This window comes from Methyloversatilis sp., assembly GCF_030696805.1.
GTDB lineage: Bacteria > Pseudomonadota > Gammaproteobacteria > Burkholderiales > Rhodocyclaceae > Methyloversatilis.
The window spans coordinates 112,716-134,341 of sequence record NZ_JAUYRO010000041.1 but is presented as its reverse complement, the minus strand read 5'-3'; the positions used below and the strand labels follow the sequence as shown (position 1 = coordinate 134,341).

At 63.6% G+C, this 21,626-nt stretch carries 23 protein-coding genes and 1 rRNA gene; 3 read left to right on the top strand and 21 right to left on the bottom strand.

The annotated features are described in order from the left end of the window. A 16S ribosomal RNA gene (locus Q8R75_RS07415) occupies positions 1–147 on the bottom strand; the annotation flags it as partial. Between the two features lie 458 nt (positions 148–605). On the opposite strand from Q8R75_RS07415, the gene Q8R75_RS07410 reads away from it, so the two are divergent. Beyond that, positions 606–2,489: an ATP-binding cassette domain-containing protein gene (locus Q8R75_RS07410; protein ID WP_305663625.1), complete on the top strand. Its 1,884-nt coding sequence runs from the start codon at positions 606–608 to the stop codon at positions 2,487–2,489. Between the two features lie 9 nt (positions 2,490–2,498). Here Q8R75_RS07410 and Q8R75_RS07405 read toward each other — a convergent pair whose 3' ends face one another. The 7 genes from Q8R75_RS07405 to Q8R75_RS07375 all read right to left on the bottom strand — a co-directional run bounded on the left by Q8R75_RS07405 (position 2,499) and on the right by Q8R75_RS07375 (position 8,826). Beyond that, positions 2,499–3,590, bottom strand: coding sequence for a chemotaxis response regulator protein-glutamate methylesterase (locus Q8R75_RS07405; protein WP_305663624.1), 1,092 nt, complete (start codon positions 3,588–3,590; stop codon positions 2,499–2,501). Positions 3,591–3,600: 10 nt separating this feature from the next. Beyond that, positions 3,601–4,203, bottom strand: a complete 603-nt coding sequence (cheD, locus tag Q8R75_RS07400; protein WP_305663623.1) for a chemoreceptor glutamine deamidase CheD — start codon at positions 4,201–4,203, stop codon at positions 3,601–3,603. Positions 4,204–4,344: 141 nt separating this feature from the next. Beyond that, on the bottom strand, positions 4,345–5,238 hold the full coding sequence (locus Q8R75_RS07395) for a CheR family methyltransferase (protein WP_305663622.1): 894 nt from the start codon (positions 5,236–5,238) through the stop codon (positions 4,345–4,347). Between the two features lie 44 nt (positions 5,239–5,282). Then, positions 5,283–5,774 (bottom strand): chemotaxis protein CheW, encoded by a 492-nt coding sequence (locus tag Q8R75_RS07390; protein WP_305663628.1) that lies wholly within the window; start codon positions 5,772–5,774, stop codon positions 5,283–5,285. A 17-nt stretch (positions 5,775–5,791) separates the two neighbouring features. Then, the gene (locus tag Q8R75_RS07385; RefSeq protein ID WP_305663621.1) at positions 5,792–7,921 is read right to left on the bottom strand and encodes a chemotaxis protein CheW; all 2,130 of its coding nucleotides are present in this window, start codon (positions 7,919–7,921) and stop codon (positions 5,792–5,794) included. A gap of 41 nt (positions 7,922–7,962) precedes the next feature. Continuing rightward, positions 7,963–8,325, bottom strand: coding sequence for a response regulator (locus tag Q8R75_RS07380; protein ID WP_305663620.1), 363 nt, complete (start codon positions 8,323–8,325; stop codon positions 7,963–7,965). A gap of 48 nt (positions 8,326–8,373) precedes the next feature. Beyond that, positions 8,374–8,826, bottom strand: coding sequence for a hypothetical protein (locus Q8R75_RS07375; protein WP_305663619.1), 453 nt, complete (start codon positions 8,824–8,826; stop codon positions 8,374–8,376). Positions 8,827–9,004: 178 nt separating this feature from the next. On the opposite strand from Q8R75_RS07375, the gene Q8R75_RS07370 reads away from it, so the two are divergent. Then, a complete protein-coding gene (locus tag Q8R75_RS07370) occupies positions 9,005–10,096 on the top strand; it encodes a response regulator (RefSeq protein ID WP_305663618.1) in 1,092 nt (363 codons plus the stop codon). Between the two features lie 5 nt (positions 10,097–10,101). Beyond that, entirely contained in the window at positions 10,102–10,731 is a 630-nt protein-coding gene (locus Q8R75_RS07365; RefSeq protein WP_305663617.1) for a response regulator transcription factor, read from the top strand. A 12-nt stretch (positions 10,732–10,743) separates the two neighbouring features. Here the strand turns inward: Q8R75_RS07365 and fliR are convergent, their stop codons facing one another. The 13 genes from fliR to fliF all read right to left on the bottom strand — a co-directional run bounded on the left by fliR (position 10,744) and on the right by fliF (position 21,612). Continuing rightward, the gene (gene fliR, locus Q8R75_RS07360; protein WP_305663616.1) at positions 10,744–11,514 is read right to left on the bottom strand and encodes a flagellar biosynthetic protein FliR; all 771 of its coding nucleotides are present in this window, start codon (positions 11,512–11,514) and stop codon (positions 10,744–10,746) included. An 18-nt stretch (positions 11,515–11,532) separates the two neighbouring features. Then, positions 11,533–11,802 carry a flagellar biosynthesis protein FliQ gene (gene fliQ / locus Q8R75_RS07355; RefSeq protein ID WP_057674643.1) on the bottom strand — a complete coding sequence of 90 codons (270 nt, stop codon included), beginning with the start codon at positions 11,800–11,802 and terminating at the stop codon, positions 11,533–11,535. Positions 11,803–11,812: 10 nt separating this feature from the next. After that, a complete protein-coding gene (gene fliP / locus Q8R75_RS07350; protein ID WP_305663615.1) occupies positions 11,813–12,610 on the bottom strand; it encodes a flagellar type III secretion system pore protein FliP in 798 nt (265 codons plus the stop codon). After that, entirely contained in the window at positions 12,610–12,936 is a 327-nt protein-coding gene (locus Q8R75_RS07345; protein ID WP_305663614.1) for a flagellar biosynthetic protein FliO, read from the bottom strand. Before Q8R75_RS07345 ends, fliP begins: the two co-directional genes overlap by 1 nt. A 9-nt stretch (positions 12,937–12,945) precedes the next feature. Continuing rightward, the gene (gene fliN / locus Q8R75_RS07340) at positions 12,946–13,374 is read right to left on the bottom strand and encodes a flagellar motor switch protein FliN (protein ID WP_305663613.1); all 429 of its coding nucleotides are present in this window, start codon (positions 13,372–13,374) and stop codon (positions 12,946–12,948) included. Further along, entirely contained in the window at positions 13,364–14,368 is a 1,005-nt protein-coding gene (gene fliM, locus Q8R75_RS07335; RefSeq protein ID WP_305663612.1) for a flagellar motor switch protein FliM, read from the bottom strand. Before fliM ends, fliN begins: the two co-directional genes overlap by 11 nt. A gap of 21 nt (positions 14,369–14,389) precedes the next feature. Further along, positions 14,390–14,938 (bottom strand): flagellar basal body-associated FliL family protein, encoded by a 549-nt coding sequence (locus Q8R75_RS07330; protein ID WP_305663611.1) that lies wholly within the window; start codon positions 14,936–14,938, stop codon positions 14,390–14,392. 172 nt (positions 14,939–15,110) lie between these two features. Further along, positions 15,111–16,283 (bottom strand): flagellar hook-length control protein FliK, encoded by a 1,173-nt coding sequence (locus tag Q8R75_RS07325; RefSeq protein WP_305663610.1) that lies wholly within the window; start codon positions 16,281–16,283, stop codon positions 15,111–15,113. After that, positions 16,280–16,756, bottom strand: a complete 477-nt coding sequence (gene fliJ, locus Q8R75_RS07320) for a flagellar export protein FliJ (protein WP_305663609.1) — start codon at positions 16,754–16,756, stop codon at positions 16,280–16,282. Before fliJ ends, Q8R75_RS07325 begins: the two co-directional genes overlap by 4 nt. Positions 16,757–16,787: 31 nt before the next feature. Beyond that, the gene (gene fliI / locus Q8R75_RS07315) at positions 16,788–18,206 is read right to left on the bottom strand and encodes a flagellar protein export ATPase FliI (protein WP_305663627.1); all 1,419 of its coding nucleotides are present in this window, start codon (positions 18,204–18,206) and stop codon (positions 16,788–16,790) included. Next, on the bottom strand, positions 18,199–18,888 hold the full coding sequence (locus Q8R75_RS07310) for a flagellar assembly protein FliH (protein WP_305663608.1): 690 nt from the start codon (positions 18,886–18,888) through the stop codon (positions 18,199–18,201). The genes fliI and Q8R75_RS07310 overlap by 8 nt, the downstream gene beginning before the upstream one ends. Positions 18,889–18,911: 23 nt before the next feature. Then, positions 18,912–19,913, bottom strand: coding sequence for a flagellar motor switch protein FliG (gene fliG / locus Q8R75_RS07305; RefSeq protein WP_305663607.1), 1,002 nt, complete (start codon positions 19,911–19,913; stop codon positions 18,912–18,914). A 4-nt stretch (positions 19,914–19,917) separates the two neighbouring features. Then, the gene (fliF, locus tag Q8R75_RS07300; RefSeq protein ID WP_305663606.1) at positions 19,918–21,612 is read right to left on the bottom strand and encodes a flagellar basal-body MS-ring/collar protein FliF; all 1,695 of its coding nucleotides are present in this window, start codon (positions 21,610–21,612) and stop codon (positions 19,918–19,920) included. Positions 21,613–21,626 lie beyond the last annotated feature (14 nt).

Here is a 21,626-nt window from a genome sequence, read left to right as displayed (position 1 = left end):
GTTATCCCCCACGACTGGGCACGTTCCGATATATTACTCACCCGTTCGCCACTCGCCACCAGGATTGCTCCCGTGCTGCCGTTCGACTTGCATGTGTAAGGCATGCCGCCAGCGTTCAATCTGAGCCAGGATCAAACTCTATAGTTCGATCTTGAATTTTTCGCTCTTTCGAGCAACTCATAAAAACGGAATTGAAGTGAACTTCACTTCTATTCTCATGAGCGTTTTTAAGTGACTTGCACTTAGTTCCGAAGAACTTGGCAATCGCCTTCAAACGCCCACGCTTATCGGCTGTATATTTTTAATGAACCACCGCAGAACATTTCTGCCCCGCGTCTGCTTAGCTGCGATCAGCTGAGCCTCGAATTATAGCACCAATTTTTCCATCCCGTCAACACGATCGCGAAATTTCTTGACCGGTCTGCCGGAAGCAGAATTGGGACCCACTGCATGGGTAACCGCCGCTTCGATTCGTTCTTTTTAGGAGCGAAGCCCTCCACTATAGCACAACTTTTCGGCCACTTGGCATCTGCTCTTTCGGCCGACGCCTACGCACTAGGTCACTGGTCGTCGCCAGGCCCATACAGGGATAATCGCCAGCACTTATGGCCCTGCTCACACTTCTCGACGCCCAACTGGCTTACGGTCACGTTGCCCTGCTTGACCACGCGGATTTCGCTCTGGAGTCCAACGAGCGCATCGGCCTGATCGGCCGCAACGGCACTGGCAAATCTTCACTGCTCAAAATTCTGGCGGGAATGGAGAAGCCGGATGACGGTAGCCTGCAATTGCAGCAGAACCTTCGGCTGGCTTACGTTGCCCAGGAGCCCGCTCTCGACCCGGAGAACACGGTCTTCGAAGCCGTCCGAACGGGACTGACCGACGTGATCAATTTGATTGACTGCTACACACGAGGCGAGGGAAATCTGGGCCAACTTCAGGACGCCATCGAGCTTCAAGATGGCTGGAACTGGGAGCAACGCCTGAACGAGACTTTGCACCGCTTGCATTTGGCGCCCGGTGCGCAGATCAAGACACTTTCCGGCGGCACACGCAAACGTGTTGCACTCGCGCAAGCGCTCGTGACCCAGCCTGACGTGCTGCTGCTGGACGAGCCCACCAATCACCTCGATCTGGACTCCATCATGTGGCTGGAAACACTGCTGCGGGAGTTCAAGGGCAGCATCGTCACTATTACCCACGATCGAACCTTCCTCGACCGGGTTGCCACACGGATCGTGGAACTGGACCGCGGAAGGCTGAACTCCTATCCAGGCAACTTCACGACGTACCTCGCGCTGAAGGAGGAGCAGCTTGCGCAGGAGGCCGTGATCAGCGCCAAAGCCGACAAACTGCTCGCGCAGGAAGAGGTATGGGTGCGCAAAGGGGTCGAGGCTCGGCGCACACGCAGCCAGAGCCGTATTACCCGCCTGCAGCAACTGCGGGGCCAGCGCGCCGCGAGGCGCGACGCCGTAGGCAGTGTCAGGATGGACATTGCCAGCGGCGCACCGAGCGGCAAACTGGTGGCCGAACTGACCGACGTGAGCAAGTCCTTTGGCGATCAACCCGTCGTCCGGGACTTCAGCGCGACCATTTTGCGCGGCGACAAGATCGGCCTGATCGGTGCCAATGGTGCCGGCAAGACCACGCTGCTGAAGCTGATCCTGGGCGAGCTGCTGCCCGATAGCGGCAAGGTGCGCCAGGGCGCCAATCTGCAGGTGGCCTACTTCGACCAGATGCGAAACGCCCTGGACCTGGACGCCACACTGGAAGACTTCATCAGTCCCGGCAGCGAGTGGATCGAGATCGGAAACAAGCGCCAGCATGTCAAGAGCTACCTGGGCGACTTCCTGTTCTCTCCGGCTCGCGCCAATTCACCCGTGCGAGCCCTCTCTGGCGGGGAGCGAAACCGCCTGCTGCTGGCAAGACTGTTCGCCAGGCCCGCAAATGTGCTGGTGCTGGACGAGCCCACCAATGACCTGGACATCGACACACTGGACTTGCTGGAAGAGCTGCTGCAGGACTATCCTGGCACGGTGTTTCTCGTCAGCCATGATCGCACCTTCCTGAACAATGTCGTGACCAGTACCATTGCACATGAAGGGGATGGACGCTGGCGGGAGTACGAAGGCGGCGTGGACGACTGGCTGACGCAGTCACGACGCAGCCAGGCCATCAAGGCAGCTGACGAGCCGATCGCCAGCAAGATCACAGACGCCCCGGTGCCGACCAGTTCGGCGCCACCCACCCGCGCCGCCGGCAGCAGCAGCAAACTCAGCTTCAAGGAAAAAAGGGAGCTGGAGGCATTGCCCGACCTGATTGACGCCCTGGAACGGGAACAGGGCCAACTGCACCAGGATCTCGCCGATGGCACCCTGTACACCAGGGACGCACAACGCGCCGCCGCCCTTCAGCAGCGGGATACTGACATCGAAGCTGAACTGATGGCCGCCCTGAACCGGTGGGAAGCGCTGTCGGCGCGCGCTTGAGCGCGCCACTCAAACACGGTAGCGATCGCTACCGCTTCTGCTAAGCCGAGCCAGCAAGGCTGGCGCAATCGCTGTCAGGGGAAGCACCTCGTCGGCCGCACCATGCTGGATGGCCTCGCGCGGCATACCGAACACCACGCAACTGGCTTCATCCTGGACATAGTTGTAGCTGCCCGCGTCCTTCATTTCGCGCATGGCCTTGGCACCATCGTTGCCCATGCCTGTGAGCATGATGCCAAAGGCGTTCGGCCCCACGACCTGGGCGCAGGAATGAAACAGCACCTCCACCGAGGGCATGTGCCGGTTGACCGGCTGACCATCCTCCACCACGGCGACGTAGTTGGCGCCGCTGCGATCAATGCGAAACTGCTTCCCCCCGGGCGCAATGTAGGCATGGCCGGGAAGGATGCGCTCACCATGGGCCGCTTCCTTCACCGTGATCTGGCACAGACCATCAAGGCGAGCTGCAAAGCTGGTCGTAAAACCCGCGGGCATATGCTGCGTGATGACAATCCCGGGGGAATCGGCCGGCATGTGGATCAGGATCTCCTTGACCGCCTCCGTACCGCCGGTCGAAGATCCGATGCAAATCAGCTTTTCAGTGGACACACGCCCCAGGAGCTTGAGCGGCGGCGAAACGGCACCCGCAGCACTTGCGCCAGCGGCCGGCCCACCGGTCGCTGGCGATGCGCGCCGGATATGCGCAGCCGCCGCAATACGGATCTTCTCAACAATCTGATCGGCCAAGTCCTTGATGCCATCGGCCAGGCCGATGCGGGGCTTAGCGACAAAATCCACAGCGCCGAGCTCCAGGGCTCGAAGGGTGACCTCGGCACCACGCTCGGTGAGTGTGGAGATCATGAGTACAGGCATGGGGCGCAGACGCATCAGACGGCCCAGGAACTCGATGCCATCCATTCGAGGCATCTCCACATCCAGCGTGATCACGTCCGGGTTCAATTCACGGATCATCTCGCGTGCGATCAGGGGATCGTTGGCTGTGCCGACGCACTCCATGTCACGCTGGCGGTTGATGATCTCGGCCAACAGACTGCGCACCAAGGCGGAGTCGTCAACCACTACCACTCGAGTCTTCTTCAACCGAACCTCTCTAGAACAAGTCTACAGATCCACCGGCGGTAGATTTGGCCAAGGCGGCCGCATTGCCCTTGCGCTCTTCCACGACCAGCGCTTCGGGGTGTGCATGAGCCAGGCGCTTGACCAGCGCCTTGCCTGTCACAGGGAAAAAGCATACCTTGCGCGGATGGATATCCAAGACGTCTTGTGACACCACAGGGATACGCTCCGTGGACAGATAGTCGAGCACAAACTTGGTATTCCGCTCCCCAACGTTCATGGTCGTGAAACCAGCCATGACGGCGCCACCACCGAAAATCTTGGCCTGCATGGTTTCGCGACGGGCCCCCATCTTGATCATCTCGTTGAGCAATAGCTCCATGGCGTAGGAGCCATAGCGCCCCGAGCCATCTTCACCCTCGGGCAGCATGAAGTGGTTCATGCCGCCAACTCGCGCCTTGCCGTCCCAGACGCAAGCCGCGATGCAGGAGCCCAGCACCGTCATGATGAGAACGTCATCACCAGACACGAAGTACTCGCCCGGCAGCACCTTGACGGCATCGTACTGAAAATGGTGATCCGCATAGAAGAAGGACGCTTCCCCCGGTTTGCGCGGCTGCGCGCGGAGTTCGTCCACCCGCGAAATCCGTCCCCCGGCCAGAACCTTGGGGCCGCCCGACGTTAAGGGACGCAGAGGCGCAGCGCGCACGGGAAGCTCGGACGTTTTCATTCGGCACCCGCCAGAAAACCGGCTGGCGCCGGCCGGGGAAAGTGATTTTCAGCGGCGCTCATACACCGTCTTCCCGCGCAGGACAAAAAGGTCGCGCGACTCATTGAAATTTTCCGAATGGCCGACAAACAGCAGGCTACCCGGCTTCATGACCCGGTGAATACGCTCCAGCACGCTGCGCTGTGTCGGGGCATCAAAATAGATCATCACATTGCGGCAAAACACGATGTCGAAAGGCTCCCGAAAGGGCCAGTCATCACGTATCAGGTTGACGCTCAGGAACTCCACCATGCGCTGCAGCTCGGGCTTGACGCGCAGAAATCCTTCGTTATTGCCTTTGCCACGCAGGAAGAAGCGTTGCAATCGAGCCGTATCGACTCCCTTGATCGCGTCCTGCCGGTAGACAGCTCTCGCGGCGGTGGCGAGCACCTTGGAATCGATATCACTGGCCCAGAGCTTGAAGTTGGCCTGAGGGCCCAGTGCATCCAGCGCCGTCATGATGATCGAGTAGGGCTCTTCGCCCGTCGAAGCCGCGTTGCACCATACACGCCAGGGCGTGTTGGCGGGTCGAGACTTCAGATGGTCGGTCAGGATCTCGAAATGGTGATGCTCACGGAAAAAGGAGGTCAGGTTGGTCGTCAGGGCGTTGACGAATTCCTGCCATTCCGGGCCGTCCTGCGACTCCAGCCAGGACAAATAGTCACGAAAATTCTGATAACCCGTATCGCGCAACCGGCGCGACAGACGGCTGTACACCATGGCGTGCTTGCCATCATGCAGACTGATGCCCGCGCGCTGGTAGATCAGCGACTGGACGCGCGAAAAATCGGCTTGTGTCCAGCTGAACTCCCTGGCATTCACATCGCCCCCGGCAATCTCCGCCGCGCTCTCCCTGTCTGCGCCGGCCCTTGAAGTCCTGGCCGCTTTGTCGGAGCTCAGCATAGACAGGGCACTTGGGTGCGTGTCATGAATCGTACTGGCAACGATCAGGCCTCGACAGAAACCAGGCCCATGTCGACGCCGGACATGAGCTTTTCGATATCCAGCAGGATCAGCATGCGCTCACCGACCGAACCCAGACCGACCACGGCCGAGCTGTCGATGGAGCCATCGATGTCGGGTGCAGCCTTCAAATTCTCCGGCGCCAGCTCCATCACGTCGCTGACCGAATCAACCACGATACCGACAATGCGGTTGCGCAGATTCAGGATGATGACCACCGTGAAGCTGTTGTATTCGGCCTGGGCGCAGCTGAATTTCAGGCGCATGTCGATGATGGGGACGATGGTGCCGCGCAGATTGACCACGCCCTTGATGAACTCGGGCGCGTTGGCAATGCGTGTGGGCTTCTCATAGCCCCGGATTTCCTGCACCTTCAGGATATCAATGCCGTACTCTTCCTGGTCCAGCCGGAACGTCAGGTACTCGCGGGGACCTGACACCAACTTGCTGCTCTCATCTGTCTCGCTCATACCCATCTTCTCCTTGGAGTGCATCAATGACGTGAACGCCGCACGAGGGTGCTGGTATCCAGGATGAGCGCCACCTTGCCGTCACCCAAAATCGTGGCGCCCGAGACATTCGGAACCTTGCGGTAATTGGTTTCCAGATTCTTCACCACGACCTGCTGCTGACCCAGCAACTCATCGACCAGCAGAGCCACGCGACTGCCCTCAGCCTCCACGACGACCATGATGTCGCTCGACTTGCTTGCGTCGTAACGTGGCACCTGGAACACTTTTTCAAGCTCGATCACGGGCATGTATTCGTCGCGCACCTTGACCAGGCGCGAGCCCTGGGCCACCGTGTTGACGGCATCATCCTTGACCTGGAAGGATTCGACCACTGAGGACAAGGGCAGGATGTAGACCTCGTCACCGACGCCCACCGACATCCCGTCCATGATCGCCAAGGTCAGAGGCAGACGGACCGATACCCGCATGCCATACCCCTCGGACGAATCGATCTCGACCGTGCCATTGAGCGCCGCGATGTTCTTCTTGACCACGTCCATGCCGACACCACGACCCGACACGTCGGTGACGACCTCAGCCGTGGAGAAGCCGGGTGCAAAGATCAGCTGCCAGACGTCACCGTCGGACATCTGGTCAGAGACATCCAGGCCGCGCTCGCGTGCCTTGTTGAGGATCTTCTCGCGCGACAGGCCACGACCGTCGTCGCGCACCTCGATCACGATGGAGCCGCCCTGATGGGCCGCCGACAGGGTAATGGTGCCCGTCTCGGGCTTGCCCGCCGCCAGGCGATCGCCCGGCATCTCGATCCCATGGTCGCAACTATTGCGCACCAGATGGGTCAGCGGATCGGTGATCTTCTCGACCAAGCCCTTGTCGAGCTCGGTCGCCTCGCCCTGGGTCACGAACTCCACCTTCTTGCCCAGCTTGCTGGCGAGGTCTCGCAGCATCCGAGGGAAGCGACTGAACACGATGGACATCGGAATCATCCGGATCGACATCACCGATTCCTGCAGGTCACGCGTATTACGGTCCAGATCGGCCAGCCCCGCCATCAACTGCTGATTGGCTGCCGGATCCAGCGCCTGGCTGTTCTGGGCCAGCATGGCTTGGGTGATGACCAGTTCGCCCACTAGGTTGATCAGCTGATCGACCTTGCTGATCGCCACCCGGATGGTGGCCGCTTCCGGCTGGGCGGTGACCTGGCTGGGTGCTGGCTTGGTCGCACCCGCTTTGGCCGCGGCCGGCCTGGCCTCGGTCGCCTCGACCGGGGCGGACGCAGCGCCATTCGGCACCCCCGGAGCCCCTTCGAAAAATCCGAAACCAGGCGCTGGCGCCACAGGAGCGCCGGGCGGCGGATCGTCACGGTCCGACCAGGATGTCGCAGCCGTGTCCATTTCACGAATGTTCACCTGCTCACGCGATACATGGAAGGCGAACAGATCGAGCAGATCCTCGTTGCTGGAAGAGGTCGACGCATGGAACACCCGCGTGTCCGCGCGGTCGCTGGCGACCTCGGTGACCGACCCGAGGCCGACGATATCGCGGAACAGGTCTTTGACCCCATCGACCTGGTCGGGGCGATCCAGCGGGCCCATGCGGATCTCCAGTTGCCGCGAGCCCGGTTTGGCCGCAACGGTCGCAGGTGCAGGCACGGGCACAGCAGGCGGGGCCTGGACCGGAGCGGCAAGCTCAGGCGCGGCAACCGGCGCAGCAGCCGGTATCGGCGTTCCGCCTGCCGCCAGTTCGCTGATGCGACGCACCAGATCGGCGTTGGAGGGCGGCTCACTGGTCTCGCCCGTCTGATGACGCGCGAGCAGCACGCGCGATGCATCGGCCGATTCGAGCAGGACATCCACCATCATGGGGTTGGGCTGCAGTTCATGCCGGCGCAGGCGGTCCAGCAAGGACTCCATCTGATGCGTCAACTCAGCCACGTCCGCGAAGCCGAAGGTGGCCGCACCGCCCTTGACGGAATGCGCGCAACGGAAAATGCCGTTGAGCTCCTCGTCGTCGGCGGTCTCCAGGTTCAGATTGAGCAGCATCTGCTCCATGAGGTCCAGGTTTTCGCCCGCCTCCTCGAAGAAGATCTGGTAGAACTGACTCAGATCGAATGAGTCACCCCCGCCGGCTTCCTGATGTCCCTCGGTCATGCCTGTCTCCTAGTGTGGTGTTCCCGCGTTGGCGGACCGTGTTATTTGATGACCTTCTTGATGACCTCAAGCAGGCGCGCCGGGTCGAAAGGCTTGACCAGCCAGCCGGTCGCTCCCGCGGCGCGACCGGCCTGCTTCATCAGGTCGCTCGACTCGGTGGTCAGCATCAGGATCGGCGTAGTCTTGAAATTCGGGTGTTCACGCAGTTTGCGCGTCAAACCCAATCCGTCGAGCCGGGGCATATTCTGGTCGGTCAGCACAAGGTCGAAGTGCTGGGTCTGCGCCTTTTCATAGGCGTCCTGCCCGTCGACGGCCTCGACCACCTGGTATCCCGCTCCCGCCAGGGTGAATGAAACCATCTTGCGCATCGAGGGCGAATCGTCAACAGCGAGTATCAGTGGCATGTCTGAGCTCCGGGGAAATAGGTTCTGCGTTTAGTCAGGTTGAAGGGTTCAAAACAATTCGATCGAGCCAGCATCCATTTCGTCCTGGGTCACCGGGTTGGGGCGCTCCGGCACCTCTTCGACAAAGGGCACCGCCTCGCCATCCTCCTGCCCCATGGACTCCGAAGCCAGGCGATAGGCGCACCCCTGCAGCACTTTGGACGTATGGACGATGAGTTGCGAGGCCATATCCTGGAACTGCAACTCGGTCACGGCAGACCGCAGGACGGTGCGCACTTCATCAAGCGCGGCCAGGTCAGCAGCAACCGGGCCGTCCAGACCGCTGATCGCCTTGGTGAAACGCTGCATCAAGTTGTCCATGGTGTGCGCCAGCAGCCCGTCCAGCCGAGCCAGGTCGTGCACCACGACCAGGAGCGAATCCTGCACCTCGGCCACCAGCATGACCGGCAATTGCACGGCGGGCTGTTCGGTAGACTGGGCGTTGGGGGCTTGCATGGTCATTCTGTTCGGACATCCGGATGCTAGATGATTTACCGCGCTAACAGGTCCGGTATTAGAATTTTCCTGGAGATAGAGTAGCAGGATTCCACAGAAATGGGAGGTAATTCGTCAACATTTCTGGGCGTTCAGGCCACCTCACTGCACACCTTCAGGACTTTTTCACTCTATCCTCCATCGCATGCAGTCAGACTCCCTCCCCGCCCCCCTGCGCATCCTGCACCTGGAGGATTCACAGCTCGATCACGACATCGTCCGACAGGCGCTACGCCGTGCCGGCATGCCCTGCGAACTCGAGCGCGTCGAAAGCCTGGATGCCTTTGTGCGCCAGGTGCAGGTTAGCGACTTCGACGTGGTGCTGGCCGACTATCGACTGCCCGGCTTCACAGCCCTGGACGCCTGGGAAGCCCTGCAGGCCATCCCCCAGCCTCCCCCCTTCATTCTCTTGTCCGGCGCCATCGGCGAGGCGGCCGCCGTAGACGCCATCAAGCTCGGCATGAGCGACTACCTGCTCAAGGACGATCTGGGCAAGTTGGCCCACGTGATCCAGCGCGCCATCGACGTCCAGCAGGCCAAGCGCGAGCGCGAGCGCGCGGTCGAGGAGCTGGCCGCCTCTGAGCAGCGCATGGCGCGCTTTGCCGAGCACCTGCAGACCTCCATTGAACAGGAGCGTGCGGCCATTGCGCGCGAGATCCATGACGACATCGGCGGTTCGCTGGCGGCCATTCAGTTCGACCTCTCATGGATCGGCCGTCACCATGCCGACGCCGAAACGCAGGGCCATGTGCAGGCCGCCACCGGCATGCTGCAGCATGCGGTCGGCGCCAGCCAGCGCATCATGATGAATCTGCGTCCCGCCATCCTGGACCAAGGCCTGGAAGCCGCCATCGACTGGCTGGCTGCAGAATTCGAGCGCCGCACCGGTGTCCGGACGCTGGTGCGCATCACCCTGCGTGAGCCCGCCTTGCCCAAAAACATGCAGCTGACCGCCTACCGCACGGCGCAGGAGGCGCTGACCAACATCTCCAAGCATGCCCGTTGCCGCGAAGTCCGGGTCGAACTGTCGGATGCAGAGCGTGTGCTGACCCTGGAGATCACCGACAATGGACAGGGTATCCAGCCGCCAGAGCGCGACAAGGCCACGGCATTCGGCCTCAAGGGCCTGCAGGAGCGGGCGCGCACCGCAGGCGGCTGGCTGGATGTGAGCAGTCGCCCAGGCGAGGGCACATCCATCACGCTGTCGATTCCCCTCACAATCGAGGCAAAAGGTTAGGTTCGATGATTCGAGTGATACTTTGTGACGACCACGCCGTCGTGCGGCGCGGTATCCGCGACACCCTGTCCGAGGCCGTCGACATCAAAGTCATTGGCGAGGCCGGCAGTTATTCGGAAGTGCGCGAGTTGTTGCGTTCCACGCCGTGCGACATCCTGGTACTGGACCTGAACCTGCCCGGCCGCGGAGGGTTGGAAGTGCTGGCTTCGCTGCGTGAGGCGGATACGCCCACGAAAGTCCTGGTCGTTTCCATGTTTCCGGAAGACCAGTACGCCATCCGCTGCCTGCGTGCCGGCGCCCAAGGTTATCTGAACAAGGCCGGCAACCCCGCTGAACTGATCACGGCCGTGCGCACCATTGCCCAGGGCCGCAAGTACGTCACGTCCGACGTGGCCCAGATGCTGGTGGACAACCTGGCCACGCCCACCAGCGAGGCGCTGCACGATGCGCTTTCGGAGCGCGAATTGCAGACCCTGCTCAAGATCGCCTCGGGCAAGCGCCTGTCCGACATCGCCGAGGAACTGATGCTCAGCCCCAAGACGGTCAGCGTCTACCGCTCACGTGTCCTTGAAAAACTCAAGCTCTCGAACAACGCGGAGTTGACGGTCTACGCCATTCGCAACGGACTGGTGTAAGAGACCTGGCGGCTATCGCCCAACGGTGAAGATCTCGATGGCTCGCTCCAGCAGAGCCTGAAAGGGCCGGTCCAGCATGGGCAAAGTGGCCGCCATGCCCACCAGGCCGACGCTGAGCGTGATGGGGAAGCCGACCGCATAGACATTCATCTGTGGCGCCACGCGCGAGATGATGCCCAGCGCCAGATTGGTGAACAGCAGCAGGGCCAGCATCGGCAGGGCGATCCACAGGGCGCTGGCAAACAGCTCGCCCCCCAGGGTGTAGAGCTGCATCAGCCGCAGGGCCTCCATGAAATTCTGCGTCACGGGGAAGACCTCGAAACTGCGCGTCACCGCCATCAGCACCATCAGGTGACCGTTGAGCACCACGAAAAGCAGCGAGGCCATGTAGCCGAAAAAGCGCGCCACGGCGCTGACCTGACCGTTGAGCGAAGGGTCGAAAAAGGCGGCAAAGTTCAGGCCCATCTGGAAGCCCACCACCTCGCCAGCCAGTTCGAACGCCGCAAACACGAGACGCACGACAAAGCCGATGGACAAGCCGATGCCCAACTGCTGGATCACCACCCCCAGCGCCGCCGGGCTGTTGAGGTCGATCACCGGCATGGGCGGCAGCGTCGCCTGACAGGCCAGCGTCACCAGCAGGGCCAGCCCGATGCGGGCGCGCACGGGAAAAGCACGCGAGGAGAAGATGGGAGCCGATGTGAAGACACCCAGCACCCGCAGGAAAGGCCACAGCAGTGGCGACAGCCAGGCCATCAGCTGGGCTTCCGAGAAGGTGATCATGTCTGCGCCCGACCGGGTTCAGAGGACGATGCCGGGAATCGCCTCGATCGTGCGACGGATGTACTCGACCAGGATGTTGAGCATCCAGGGTCCGGCCCAGGCGAACACGGCCATGGCAGCCACCAGCTTCGGCACGAAGGACAGCGTGGCCTCGTGGATCTGGGTGATGGCCTGGAACAGACTAACCAGCAGCCCCACCAGCAGCACCACGCCCAGTAGCGGCGCCGACACCATCAGCAGCGTCAGCAACGCTTCCTGTCCGATGGTCAAGACCATTTGTGCGTTCATGTCCGATCCCTCATGGCACGAAGCTCGCCGCCAGCGAGCCGATCAGCAGGTTCCAGCCATCCGCCAGCACGAAGAGCATGAGCTTGAAGGGCAGGGCCACGAGCACGGGCGACAGCATCATCATGCCCAGCGACATCAGCACGCTGGCCACCACGATGTCGATCACCAGGAAAGGTATGAAGATCAGGAAGCCGATCTGGAAGGCCGTCTTGAGCTCGCTGGTGACAAAAGCAGGAATCAGCACGCGCATGGGGGCGGTGTCGATCCTGACCGCCGGATCAAGCTTCGCGAGCTTGGCAAACAACGCATAGTCGGACTGCCGCGTCTGCTTGGTCATGAACTGGCGTATTGGCGCCTCACCGCGCTGCAAGGCCTGATCAAAGCTGATGACATTCTGCGTATACGGCAGATAGGCGTCGGCGTAGATGCGGTCGTAGGTGGGCCCCATGACGAAGAAGGTCAGGAAGAGGGACAGGCCGATGATGACCTGGTTGGGGGGGGACGACTGCGTGCCCAGCGCCTGTCGCAGCAGCGACAGCACGATGACGATGCGGGTGAAGCCGGTCATCATCAGCAGAATGGCCGGCAGGAAGGACAAGGCCGTGAAGAACAGCAGGGTCTGGATCGGCACCGAGTAACTCGTGCCCGACGCATCGCTGCCCACGATCAGCGGCAGTTGGGTGGTGTTGATCTGGGCGGCAGCCAGTGGCGCGTTTTCCTGGGCCAGGGCCGGCACGGCCAGCAGCAACAGCGAGACAGCCAGCCCCGATAGCGTGCGCAGGGTGGGGCCGGGCGTTGGCAGGCGCATCAGGCCGGATCCCCGCCGTCAGACGGAGTTTTCGTGACTGGCGAAAAAACAGAACCACGCGCCGATGCCGGTCCCGCCGGCATGCTGTGCAGGCAACTGATGCTCTGCGACGTCACCCCCAGCACCAGCCAGGTGCGCGCACCTTCGGGGCCGACCTCGACGGTCATCACCCTTTGCTGCGGACCGACGGCCAGCACGGAGACGATGCGGGAAGCGGCCGCGGTGGATGCGCCCCCCGGGGCGCGCTGCTGGAACCACCGAACCGCGGGTGGTAGCAGGGCCAGGATGACGAGGAAGAGGACGACAGAAACAACGGTTTGCGTCATGCCTCCAGTTTACCCCCTGCTGATACGGCGCAGGCGTTCGGACGGGGTGACAACGTCGGTGAGGCGGATGCCGAACTTGTCGTTGACCACCACCACCTCGCCCTGGGCGATCAGGTAGCCATTGACCAGCACATCCATGGGTTCGCCGGCCATGGCATCGAGCTCGACCACGGACCCCTGACCCAGCTGCAGGATGTGCTTGATCGGCACCTTGGTACGACCCAACTCGACCGAGAGCTGGACCGGAATGTCCAGCACCATATTGATGTCGCTCGCCGGCGCATCGCTGGCAGAAAAGGGGCGTGCGGCTCCTCCGCTCAACACGCTGCCGGGCTCGGCCTCGGGCCCCTTGTCGCTGGTCTTCTGCTCCTGCAGCGCCTCGGCCCAGTCGGCCATGCCGTCGTCTTCGGGCTTCTGATCCGGATTGTCAACCGCCATAGCGTTCCCCTAACCAGTTGGTGTCATTGCCGCGCAGGCACTTGTCGATGCGGATGGCGTATTTGGCGTTGTGCGTGCCGTACTGGCACTCGAACACCGGCACACCGTCGACCGAGGCCTCGATGCGGGATTGGCGCCCGAGCTCGATGAAATCGCCCGGCTTCATGGCCAGCAGCTCCTCCACCGTCGCATCGGCCCGGGCCAATTCGGCCACCAGGGTGACCTCGGCGGCCTGGATTTCGCGTGTCAGCACAGTAACCCAGCGACGATCGACCTCGATCGAGTCGCCCTGGGTGGATGAATACAGCACGTCGCGGATGGGCTCCATCGTCGCGTACGGCATGCAGAAGTGGATGGAGCCGGTGATCTCGGCGATCTCCAGCTGGAAGGAGGTCGAGATCACGATCTCGCTGGGCGTGGCGATGTTGGCAAACTGCGGCTGCATCTCGCTGCGCTGGAAATCCAGCTCGATCGGGTAGATGCCGCGCCAGGCCTTCTTGTATTCCTCGGAAATCACATCGACCAGTCGGTTGATCACGCGCTGCTCGGTGGCCGAGAAATCACGTCCTTCGATGCGGGTCTGGAACTTGCCGATGCCGCCATACAGCGTATCGATCACCCCGAACACCAGGGCCGGCTCGCAGACGATCAGGCCGCTGCCACGCAGCGGGCGGATGGCCACGATGTTGAAATTGGTGGGGACGGCCAGTTCGCGCAGGAAGGCGCTGTAGCGCTGCACCTGCACCGGGCCAACGGAAATCTCGGGGCTGCGGCGGATGAAGTTGAACAGGCCGATGCGCAGATTGCGGGCAAAGCGCTCATTGACGATTTCCATCGTCGGCATGCGCCCACGAACAATCCGCTCCTGGCTGGACATGTTGTAGGCGCGGATCTCCCCGGCCTCGACAACCTCCTCGACCGACTTCTGGCTCTCGCCGGTGACCCCTTCCAGCAGGGCATCGACTTCTTCCTGGGAAAGAAACGATTCACTCATGGCGCTGGCATCCTTTCGTGCTCATTGCACGATAAAACTGGAGAAAAGCACACCCCTAACGGGGTTACCGCCAGTCTTGGCGGCCGCCTTCTTGTCCTTCTTCGCCCCCGGCACGGGCTTGCCAAAATGCCGGGAAGATGCTGCGAGGATGTCCTCGGCCAGCTTCTCCTTGCCTTCGCGGCTCAGCAACTCGTCCGCCGTGCGCTGAGACACCAGCAAGAGCACATCGCTGCGGATGGTGGGCAAGTAGGCCTTGACCTTGTCCGTCTCCACGGCCGCGGTCAACTCCAGCGTGATGCCGATCTGCGCAACACGCTCGCCCCCCGGATCGGCCAGGTTGACCACCATATTGTCCAGCGGCAGGTAGGTCGGCGGGCCAGTGGGTGCCGCCACGACAGCGGCGACCTCTTCCTCTTCCTCCTCGTCCAGAGCCGCGGCGTTCTTCTTGGCCAGAAAGAGATAGCCGCCGGCTGCGAGGGCCAGCACCACGACGCCGATCACCACCATCAACAGCAGCTTCTTGCTCTTGGGCGGCGGTGCGGCTTCGGCATCGGGGGATTTGGTGGCCACGATCTAGTCCTCTACGACATTGCTTGCTTCAATGCGGCGATATGCCGCGCGACGGGCGAGCACAAAGACTCGCACCCTTGGTCAAATTATTCTCGACATCCTTGCCGACGATACCCCGATTAAGGGTAAAAAACCATGCCAATCCGGACCGCTGGCGCGGGCCTTGCGGCGCTCACACAAAAAGATCCACTGAACGGCCTGACAGCGGCGCAGCGCGATGGGTTGCTGCCGCCAGCGCCAGCGCGGGCAACTCGGGCACGCCGGTCTGACCCTGGCGGCCGCCCTGCCGGCCCTGGCCAGCCTGACCGGCACCGCGCTCCGAACCCGAACTTCCCACCGACAGGCCGGACAGCACCAGCCCCTCGCGCTCCAACAGTTCGCGCAGGTGTGGCATGGAATCCTGCAGGACCTGGCGCGTCTGCGCCTGGTCGGCGCGGAATTCGACGCGCGCCTCCTGGCCCTGCAACTCGATACTGACCTTGACCGGGCCCTCACCCAGCCCCTCGACTTCCAGTTCGGCATTCTGCGCACCGCGGCCGATCCAGTAGCTGACCTGCTCGGCCACGCGCATTTCAGTGGTCAAGCCACCATCCGGGGCCACGGCGGGCACATCCATGCGGGCACCTTCGGCTTGCGACGGACCGCTCCAGGCACCGATCTCGCTCGTTTGCAAGCCGGGCTTGTCGCCGCGCCGGTCCAGAGGCCGCGGACCCGCCTCGCCAGCAACTGCCGCCAGCAAGCCCTGCGCCAGCCCGACCACCGGGGGCTCGGCGATATGCCAGCCGAGCCGGGCGGCCATGTCCTCGCCGCGTTGTTCCTTGACCACCTGGGCCGCGAGTTCGGCGGCCTGGCCCCGCTGCTGCGCCATGCGCTGGGCCATGACCGCCTGCCTCAGCAGGGGCTGCATGTCCTGGGCTTTGTCAGACAGCTGCGTATCGACCGCCGGGGACTGCGTCAGTGCCAGATCCTGCCGACCTTCGGCATCGCCGGCACGCAACTCCGCCGGGCGGGCGGCGATGCGCGACGCAAGCGGTACGCCCGACGCGTCAGCGGCGGGAACCACCGGCACCGCAAGCTGGGCCAGGCCTATCACGGGCGGGCTTCCATCGGCCGGCCATGAAACGACCTCGGCCGTCTCGGATCCGGTCGGCAGTACGTCTTCCTCACCGCCTGCGAGCGCGTCCTGGGGCGGCAAGGCCTCGGCCCCAAGGTTCGACAGCAGGGAGGCAAAGTCCCCGGGCACGGTCGCCTGGGTCTTGCCAGCACCCGACCCGTTGCCACCCGACGAGGCCGCCTTGGCCGCAGCCTTGGGGGCACTCGTGCTCACACCGTTTTCTATGCTCATGAGTGTTCTCCAGTCAACAAGCTGCCGGCTCCACCGGCCGCACGGGCGTATTTGAGGACCGCCTGTTCATCCATCTGTTTCTGTTCCCGCCGGGCCTCCTGCTGGGTCAGCGCGGCCTGCTTTTTCTTCAGCAGCTGCCGGAAGGACGCGAGGCGCACCTCTTCCTGCACACGGCGCAGCCGAGCCACCTCGACGTGGCGCTCCAGATCGCTCATCACGCCCTGCTGCATGCCAACGGCCTGGCGCAGGCGTTGCTGGAATTGGTGGTGGTGCTGCATCAGTTCAGCGCTGAGACTGACGGCGGATGCCGTCGCCCAGCGCGACTCGGTATCGGCGGCATAACTCTCCAGCTGGTCCAGCTGGCCCTGGGCCTGTTGCATCGCACGACGCGCCTGCATCAGGGCCTGGTCGGCCTGGTCACGCGCACGCGTGGCGACCTCGATGGCCAGGGCCAGGCTCTTCAGGGCAGACATGCGGGCCTCCGCTGCGGTTCAAGGCGGGCATTCACGGGAAGGCCTCCTCGCGCTGGATGGTGGCCGCCATGGCCTTCACGCTTTCATCGAAGCCGGCACCGGCATACATGTCCTGGCGCAGAAAATCGCTCATGGGGCCGTTCAGGCGGATCGCCTCGTCCAGCGCCGGATCGGAACCATTGACATAGGCGCCGATCTGCACCAGGTCACGCCCGCGCTCGTAGCGCGAGGCGATGGCGCGGAACTGCCGCGCCAGCTCGAAATGTTCGCGGCTCACCACGTTGTGCATCACCCGCGAGGCCGACTGCGCGATGTCGATGGCCGGGTAGTGGCCGGCCTCGGCCAGCGCGCGCGTGAGCACGATGTGGCCGTCCAGGATGGCACGGGCCGCGTCGGCAATCGGGTCCTGCTGGTCGTCGCCCTCGCTCAGCACGGTGTAAAAGGCCGTGATGGAGCCCACGCCGTTGAGGCCATTGCCGCTGCGTTCGACCAGTTGCGGCAAGCGGGCAAAGCAGGACGGCGGGTAGCCCTTGGTCGCCGGCGGCTCGCCCACGGCCAGCGCAATCTCGCGCTGCGCCATGGCGTAACGCGTGAGCGAGTCCATCAGCAGCAGCACGTGCTGCCCCTGGTCGCGGAAGTATTCGGCCACGCCGGTGGCGTAAGACGCCGCCTGCATGCGCAGCAGCGGCGGGGAGTCGGCCGGTGCCGCCACCACGACGGAGCGCGCACGGCCCTCCTCGCCCAGGATGTCCTCGATGAATTCCTTGACCTCCCGGCCCCGCTCGCCGATCAGGCCGACCACGATGACGTCGGCCTGGGTGTAGCGCGCCATCATGCCCAGCAGCACGCTTTTGCCCACGCCGGCACCGGCGAACAGACCCAGGCGCTGGCCCCGCCCCACCGACAGCAGGGCATTGATGGCACGCACGCCGGTGTCCAGCGACTCGCGTATCGGTGCGCGGTCCATGGCATTGATGGGGCTGCGGTCCAGCGGGCGCGACGTGACGTTCACGACCGGCCCGCGGCGGTCCAGCGGCTCGCCGTGCGCATCGACCACGCGCCCCAGCAGGCCCGGCCCCAGCGGCAGGCGCAACTGGCCCTGCACGTAGTGGGCCGCGCGGGCCGCGGGGCTATCCCCCAGGCGCGGCACGACCACATAAGGCGCGGTGGGCACGACGCTGGCGCCACTGGAGAGGCCCTGCACATCACCGGCCGGCATCAGGAAGGCCCGGTCACCGGAAAAACCCACGACCTCGGCCAGCACCGGCGCCTGCCCCGGCTGGCTGATCAGACATTGCGATCCCACCGGCGCGCGGATGCCCACGGCTTCGAGCACCAGGCCTGCCAAGCGCGTGAGCGTGCCCCCCGCTTCCAGCGTGCTTTGCGGCACGCCGGCCTGCTGGCGGGCGCTGTCCAGAAACTGTTGCCAGCGTGCGCCGGGCTCAGGCATCGTCACCGGAGGCCTCCTCCCAGGGCAGGTTCTGCCCAAGTCGGCCGATGGCGCGCGCCCAGCGCTTTTCCAGCCGGCCGTCGATGACGGTACCGGCCGATTCGACCAGGCAGCCGCCGCGTGTGATGGCGGCATCGGGCTGCAGCGTGAGCGGCAGGTTGGGATACTCCTCGCGCAGGACGTCCTGCAATACGTCCAGGTCCAGCGGATTGAGCCGGATCTGCACCGCCTTGCTGTCGGAAAACAGCAGGCCCAGGGCCTCGCGGATCACCGGCAACAGCACATTGGGGTTGCTGGATATTTCGTGACGCAGCACCTGGCGCGCCATTTCGCACGCCAGCTCCAGCACGGCCTGGCCCGCCAACTGCTCGGCGCCTTCGAGCTGGGTCTTGGCCGATTCAATCAGGCTGCCGAGCTGCTGCGCGGCCTGCTGGCCCTGCTGCTGGATGTAGTCGCTGACCTGCTTCTGCGCTTCCAGCAGGGTCTGCGCGCGGCCCTGCTGGAAACCGTCGGCATACCCTTCGGCGTGGAATTGCTGGCGCACGGTGGCGATCTGCTCATTGAGCTCACGCTCGCGGCCCTGCTCCGCCATGAGCATGGCCGCGGCATCGACGTCGGCAAAGCTCCAGCGGGAGACGGCGTTGATTTCGTCGCCGGGAATGAAACGGGTGGTGGTTCGCATGGATCAGTCTTGGTTTGGAGGCCTCAGACCATGGCGTCATCGGCGCCGCCGCCGATGACGATCTGGCCTTCGTCGGCCAGGCGACGCACGATCTTGAGGATTTCCTTCTGCTGCGCCTCGACTTCGGACAGGCGCATCGGGCCGCGCGACTCCAGGTCCTCGCGCAGCGTTTCGGCCGCACGCGACGACATGTTGGAGAGGAACTTCTCCTTGAGCTCGGGCTGAGCGCCCTTGAGCGCGACGATGAGCGACTCGGACGCCACTTCCTTCAGAAGCATCTGGATGGCCTTGTCGTCGAGCTTCATGACGTCGTCGAACACGAACATCTTGTCCATGATCTTCTGCGCCAGCTCGGGGTCGTGGCCGCGGATCGACTCGATGACCGTGCCCTCGATCACCGTGCCCATCAGATTGATCATTTCGGCCGCGGTCTTGATGCCGCCCAGCGACGCCTTGCGGATCTTGTCGCCGCCAGCCAGCACCTTGAACAGCACCTCGTTGAGGTCCTTGAGCGCAGTGGGCTGGATGCCTTCCATGGTGGCGATACGCAGCATGACTTCGTTGCGCTGGCGCTCGGTCAGGTACTTGAGGATGTCGGCGGACTGGTCGTAATCCAGGTGCACCAGGATGGCTGCCACGATCTGCGGGTGTTCGTTGCGCAGCAGCTCGGCCACCGACATCGGATCCATCCACTTCAGGCTCTCGATGCCCGAGACGTCGCCGCCCTGCAGGATGCGGTCGATCAGCAGCGCGGCCTTGTCGTCGCCCAGGGCGCGCTTGAGCACGGAGCGCACGTAGTCGCCCGAATCGGATACCAGCAGGCTCTGCGCCGCGGCGATGTTGGTGAACTTGGTCACCACGTCGTCGACGCGTTCGCGCGTGATGGACTTGGTCTTGGCAATGGCCTCGCCCAGCTTCTGCACTTCCTTGGGTGACAGATGCTTGAAGACCTCCGCCGCCTCCTCCTCCCCCAGGGACATGAGGAGGACCGCTGCGTCCTGGAGTCCGTCTTCCGGCGTCGCCATGGTCTTATCCCATCGTCAGGGCGTTGCCCTGACCTTCGCCATTGACCCAGCCCTTGACGATGCCCGCCACGGCAGCCGGGTTGTCGCGCGTCAGCTTGCGCGCATCGTCCAAGGCCCTCTCGCTCGGAGTGGGGCCTGCTGGTGCCGTCTCCGCTGCGGGGCCGGCGAGCAGCGGACGCTCCGGCTCCTCGGACAGCATGGCGTCCAGCTGCGGGCGGCGCTGAGGCGGGGAGCCAAGGGATTTGAGTGCCGGACGGATGATGCCAAACAGCACCAAAACGGCGAGCAGCAGCATGCCCACAGGCCACGCAAAGCTGCGCGCCAGCTCCTGCACTTCAGGCTGCTTCCACAGGGGCACCTCGGGCAAGGTGATCTTTTCCTGGGCAAACGGGGCATTCATGAGGTTCACGGAGTCACCTCTTTCCTGGCTGAAACCGATTGTCTCACGCACCAGCGCCGTCATCCGATCGATCTGCTGATCGGTCAGCGGTGTGGTGATGGTCTTGCCCTTGGCGTCGATCTCGCTCTTGTGGTTCACCACCACGGCAGCACTGAGGCGCTTGACCACACCGCTGCCAGCACGCACCACACGCACCGTCTTGTCCACCTCGTAGTTGATGATGGATTCACGTCGTGTGCTCGGCGGCGTTGCCGCTGCAGCGGCCCCGGGCGCGCCGGGCGCCAGCGCCTGCGCCGGTGCGTTGATGGGTGCGGCATTGGGGCCGGGTGGCTGGTTCGTCGCGGCGCCTGGCACACCGCCGGGACCGGCCGGGCCGGGATTGCTGCTCTCCAGAAGCTGCTGGCTGCGGATGCTGCCCGACTCGGGCGTCTGGTTGGGCTTGTGCGTCTCGGAAGTCTGCTCGGTCTGCGAGAAATCGACATCGGCGGTGACCTGCGCCTTGACGTTCTGGCGGCCCACCACGGGCTCCAGGATGTCCAGGATGCGCTGGCGGTAGAGCGTCTCCAGCTGCTGCACGTACTGCAACTGCTGCGCGTCTGCGCCACCTGCCACGCCGTCGGGGCCACTGGTCGACTGGGACAGCAGCTTGCCTGTGTCATCCAGCACGCTGACCGCCTCGGGCTTCATCTCGGGCACGCTGGAGGCCACCAGGTGCACGATGCCGGCAATCTGGCTGCGGTCCAGCGAACGCCCTGCATTCAGGCTGAGCAGCACCGAGGCCGTTGGCTTCTGCTGCTCGCGGAAGAAGCCGTTCTGATTCGGGATGGCCAGGTGCACACGCGCGCTCTGCACGGAGGACAAGGCCTGAATGGAGCGGGTGAGCTCGCCTTCGAGCCCACGCTGGAAACTGACGCGCTCCTGGAACTGGGTGACGCCGAAGCGGTTGGCCTCCATCAGCTCGAAGCCGGCCACCGAGCCCTTGGGCAGGCCCTGGGACGCGAGGCGCAGACGGGTGTCATGCACCTTGTCGGCCGGCACCAGAATGGCGTGGCCACCTTCGGCGTGCTTGTAGGGGATATTCAGCTGCGAGAGCTGGGCAATGATGGCGCCGCCATCCTTGTCCGACAGATTGGCATACAGCACGCGCCATTCGGCCTGGCGCCCCATCATGAGGCCGGCGATGGCAATCACCACGAACAGGGCCACGCCCACAGCCAGACGCATGATCTGCCCCTGGTTGAGCGTGGAAATACGCTGGCCCAGCGTCGGGTTCAAGGGAATTGCAGCAGCTTCAGCCATGGTGTGTTCCGGTA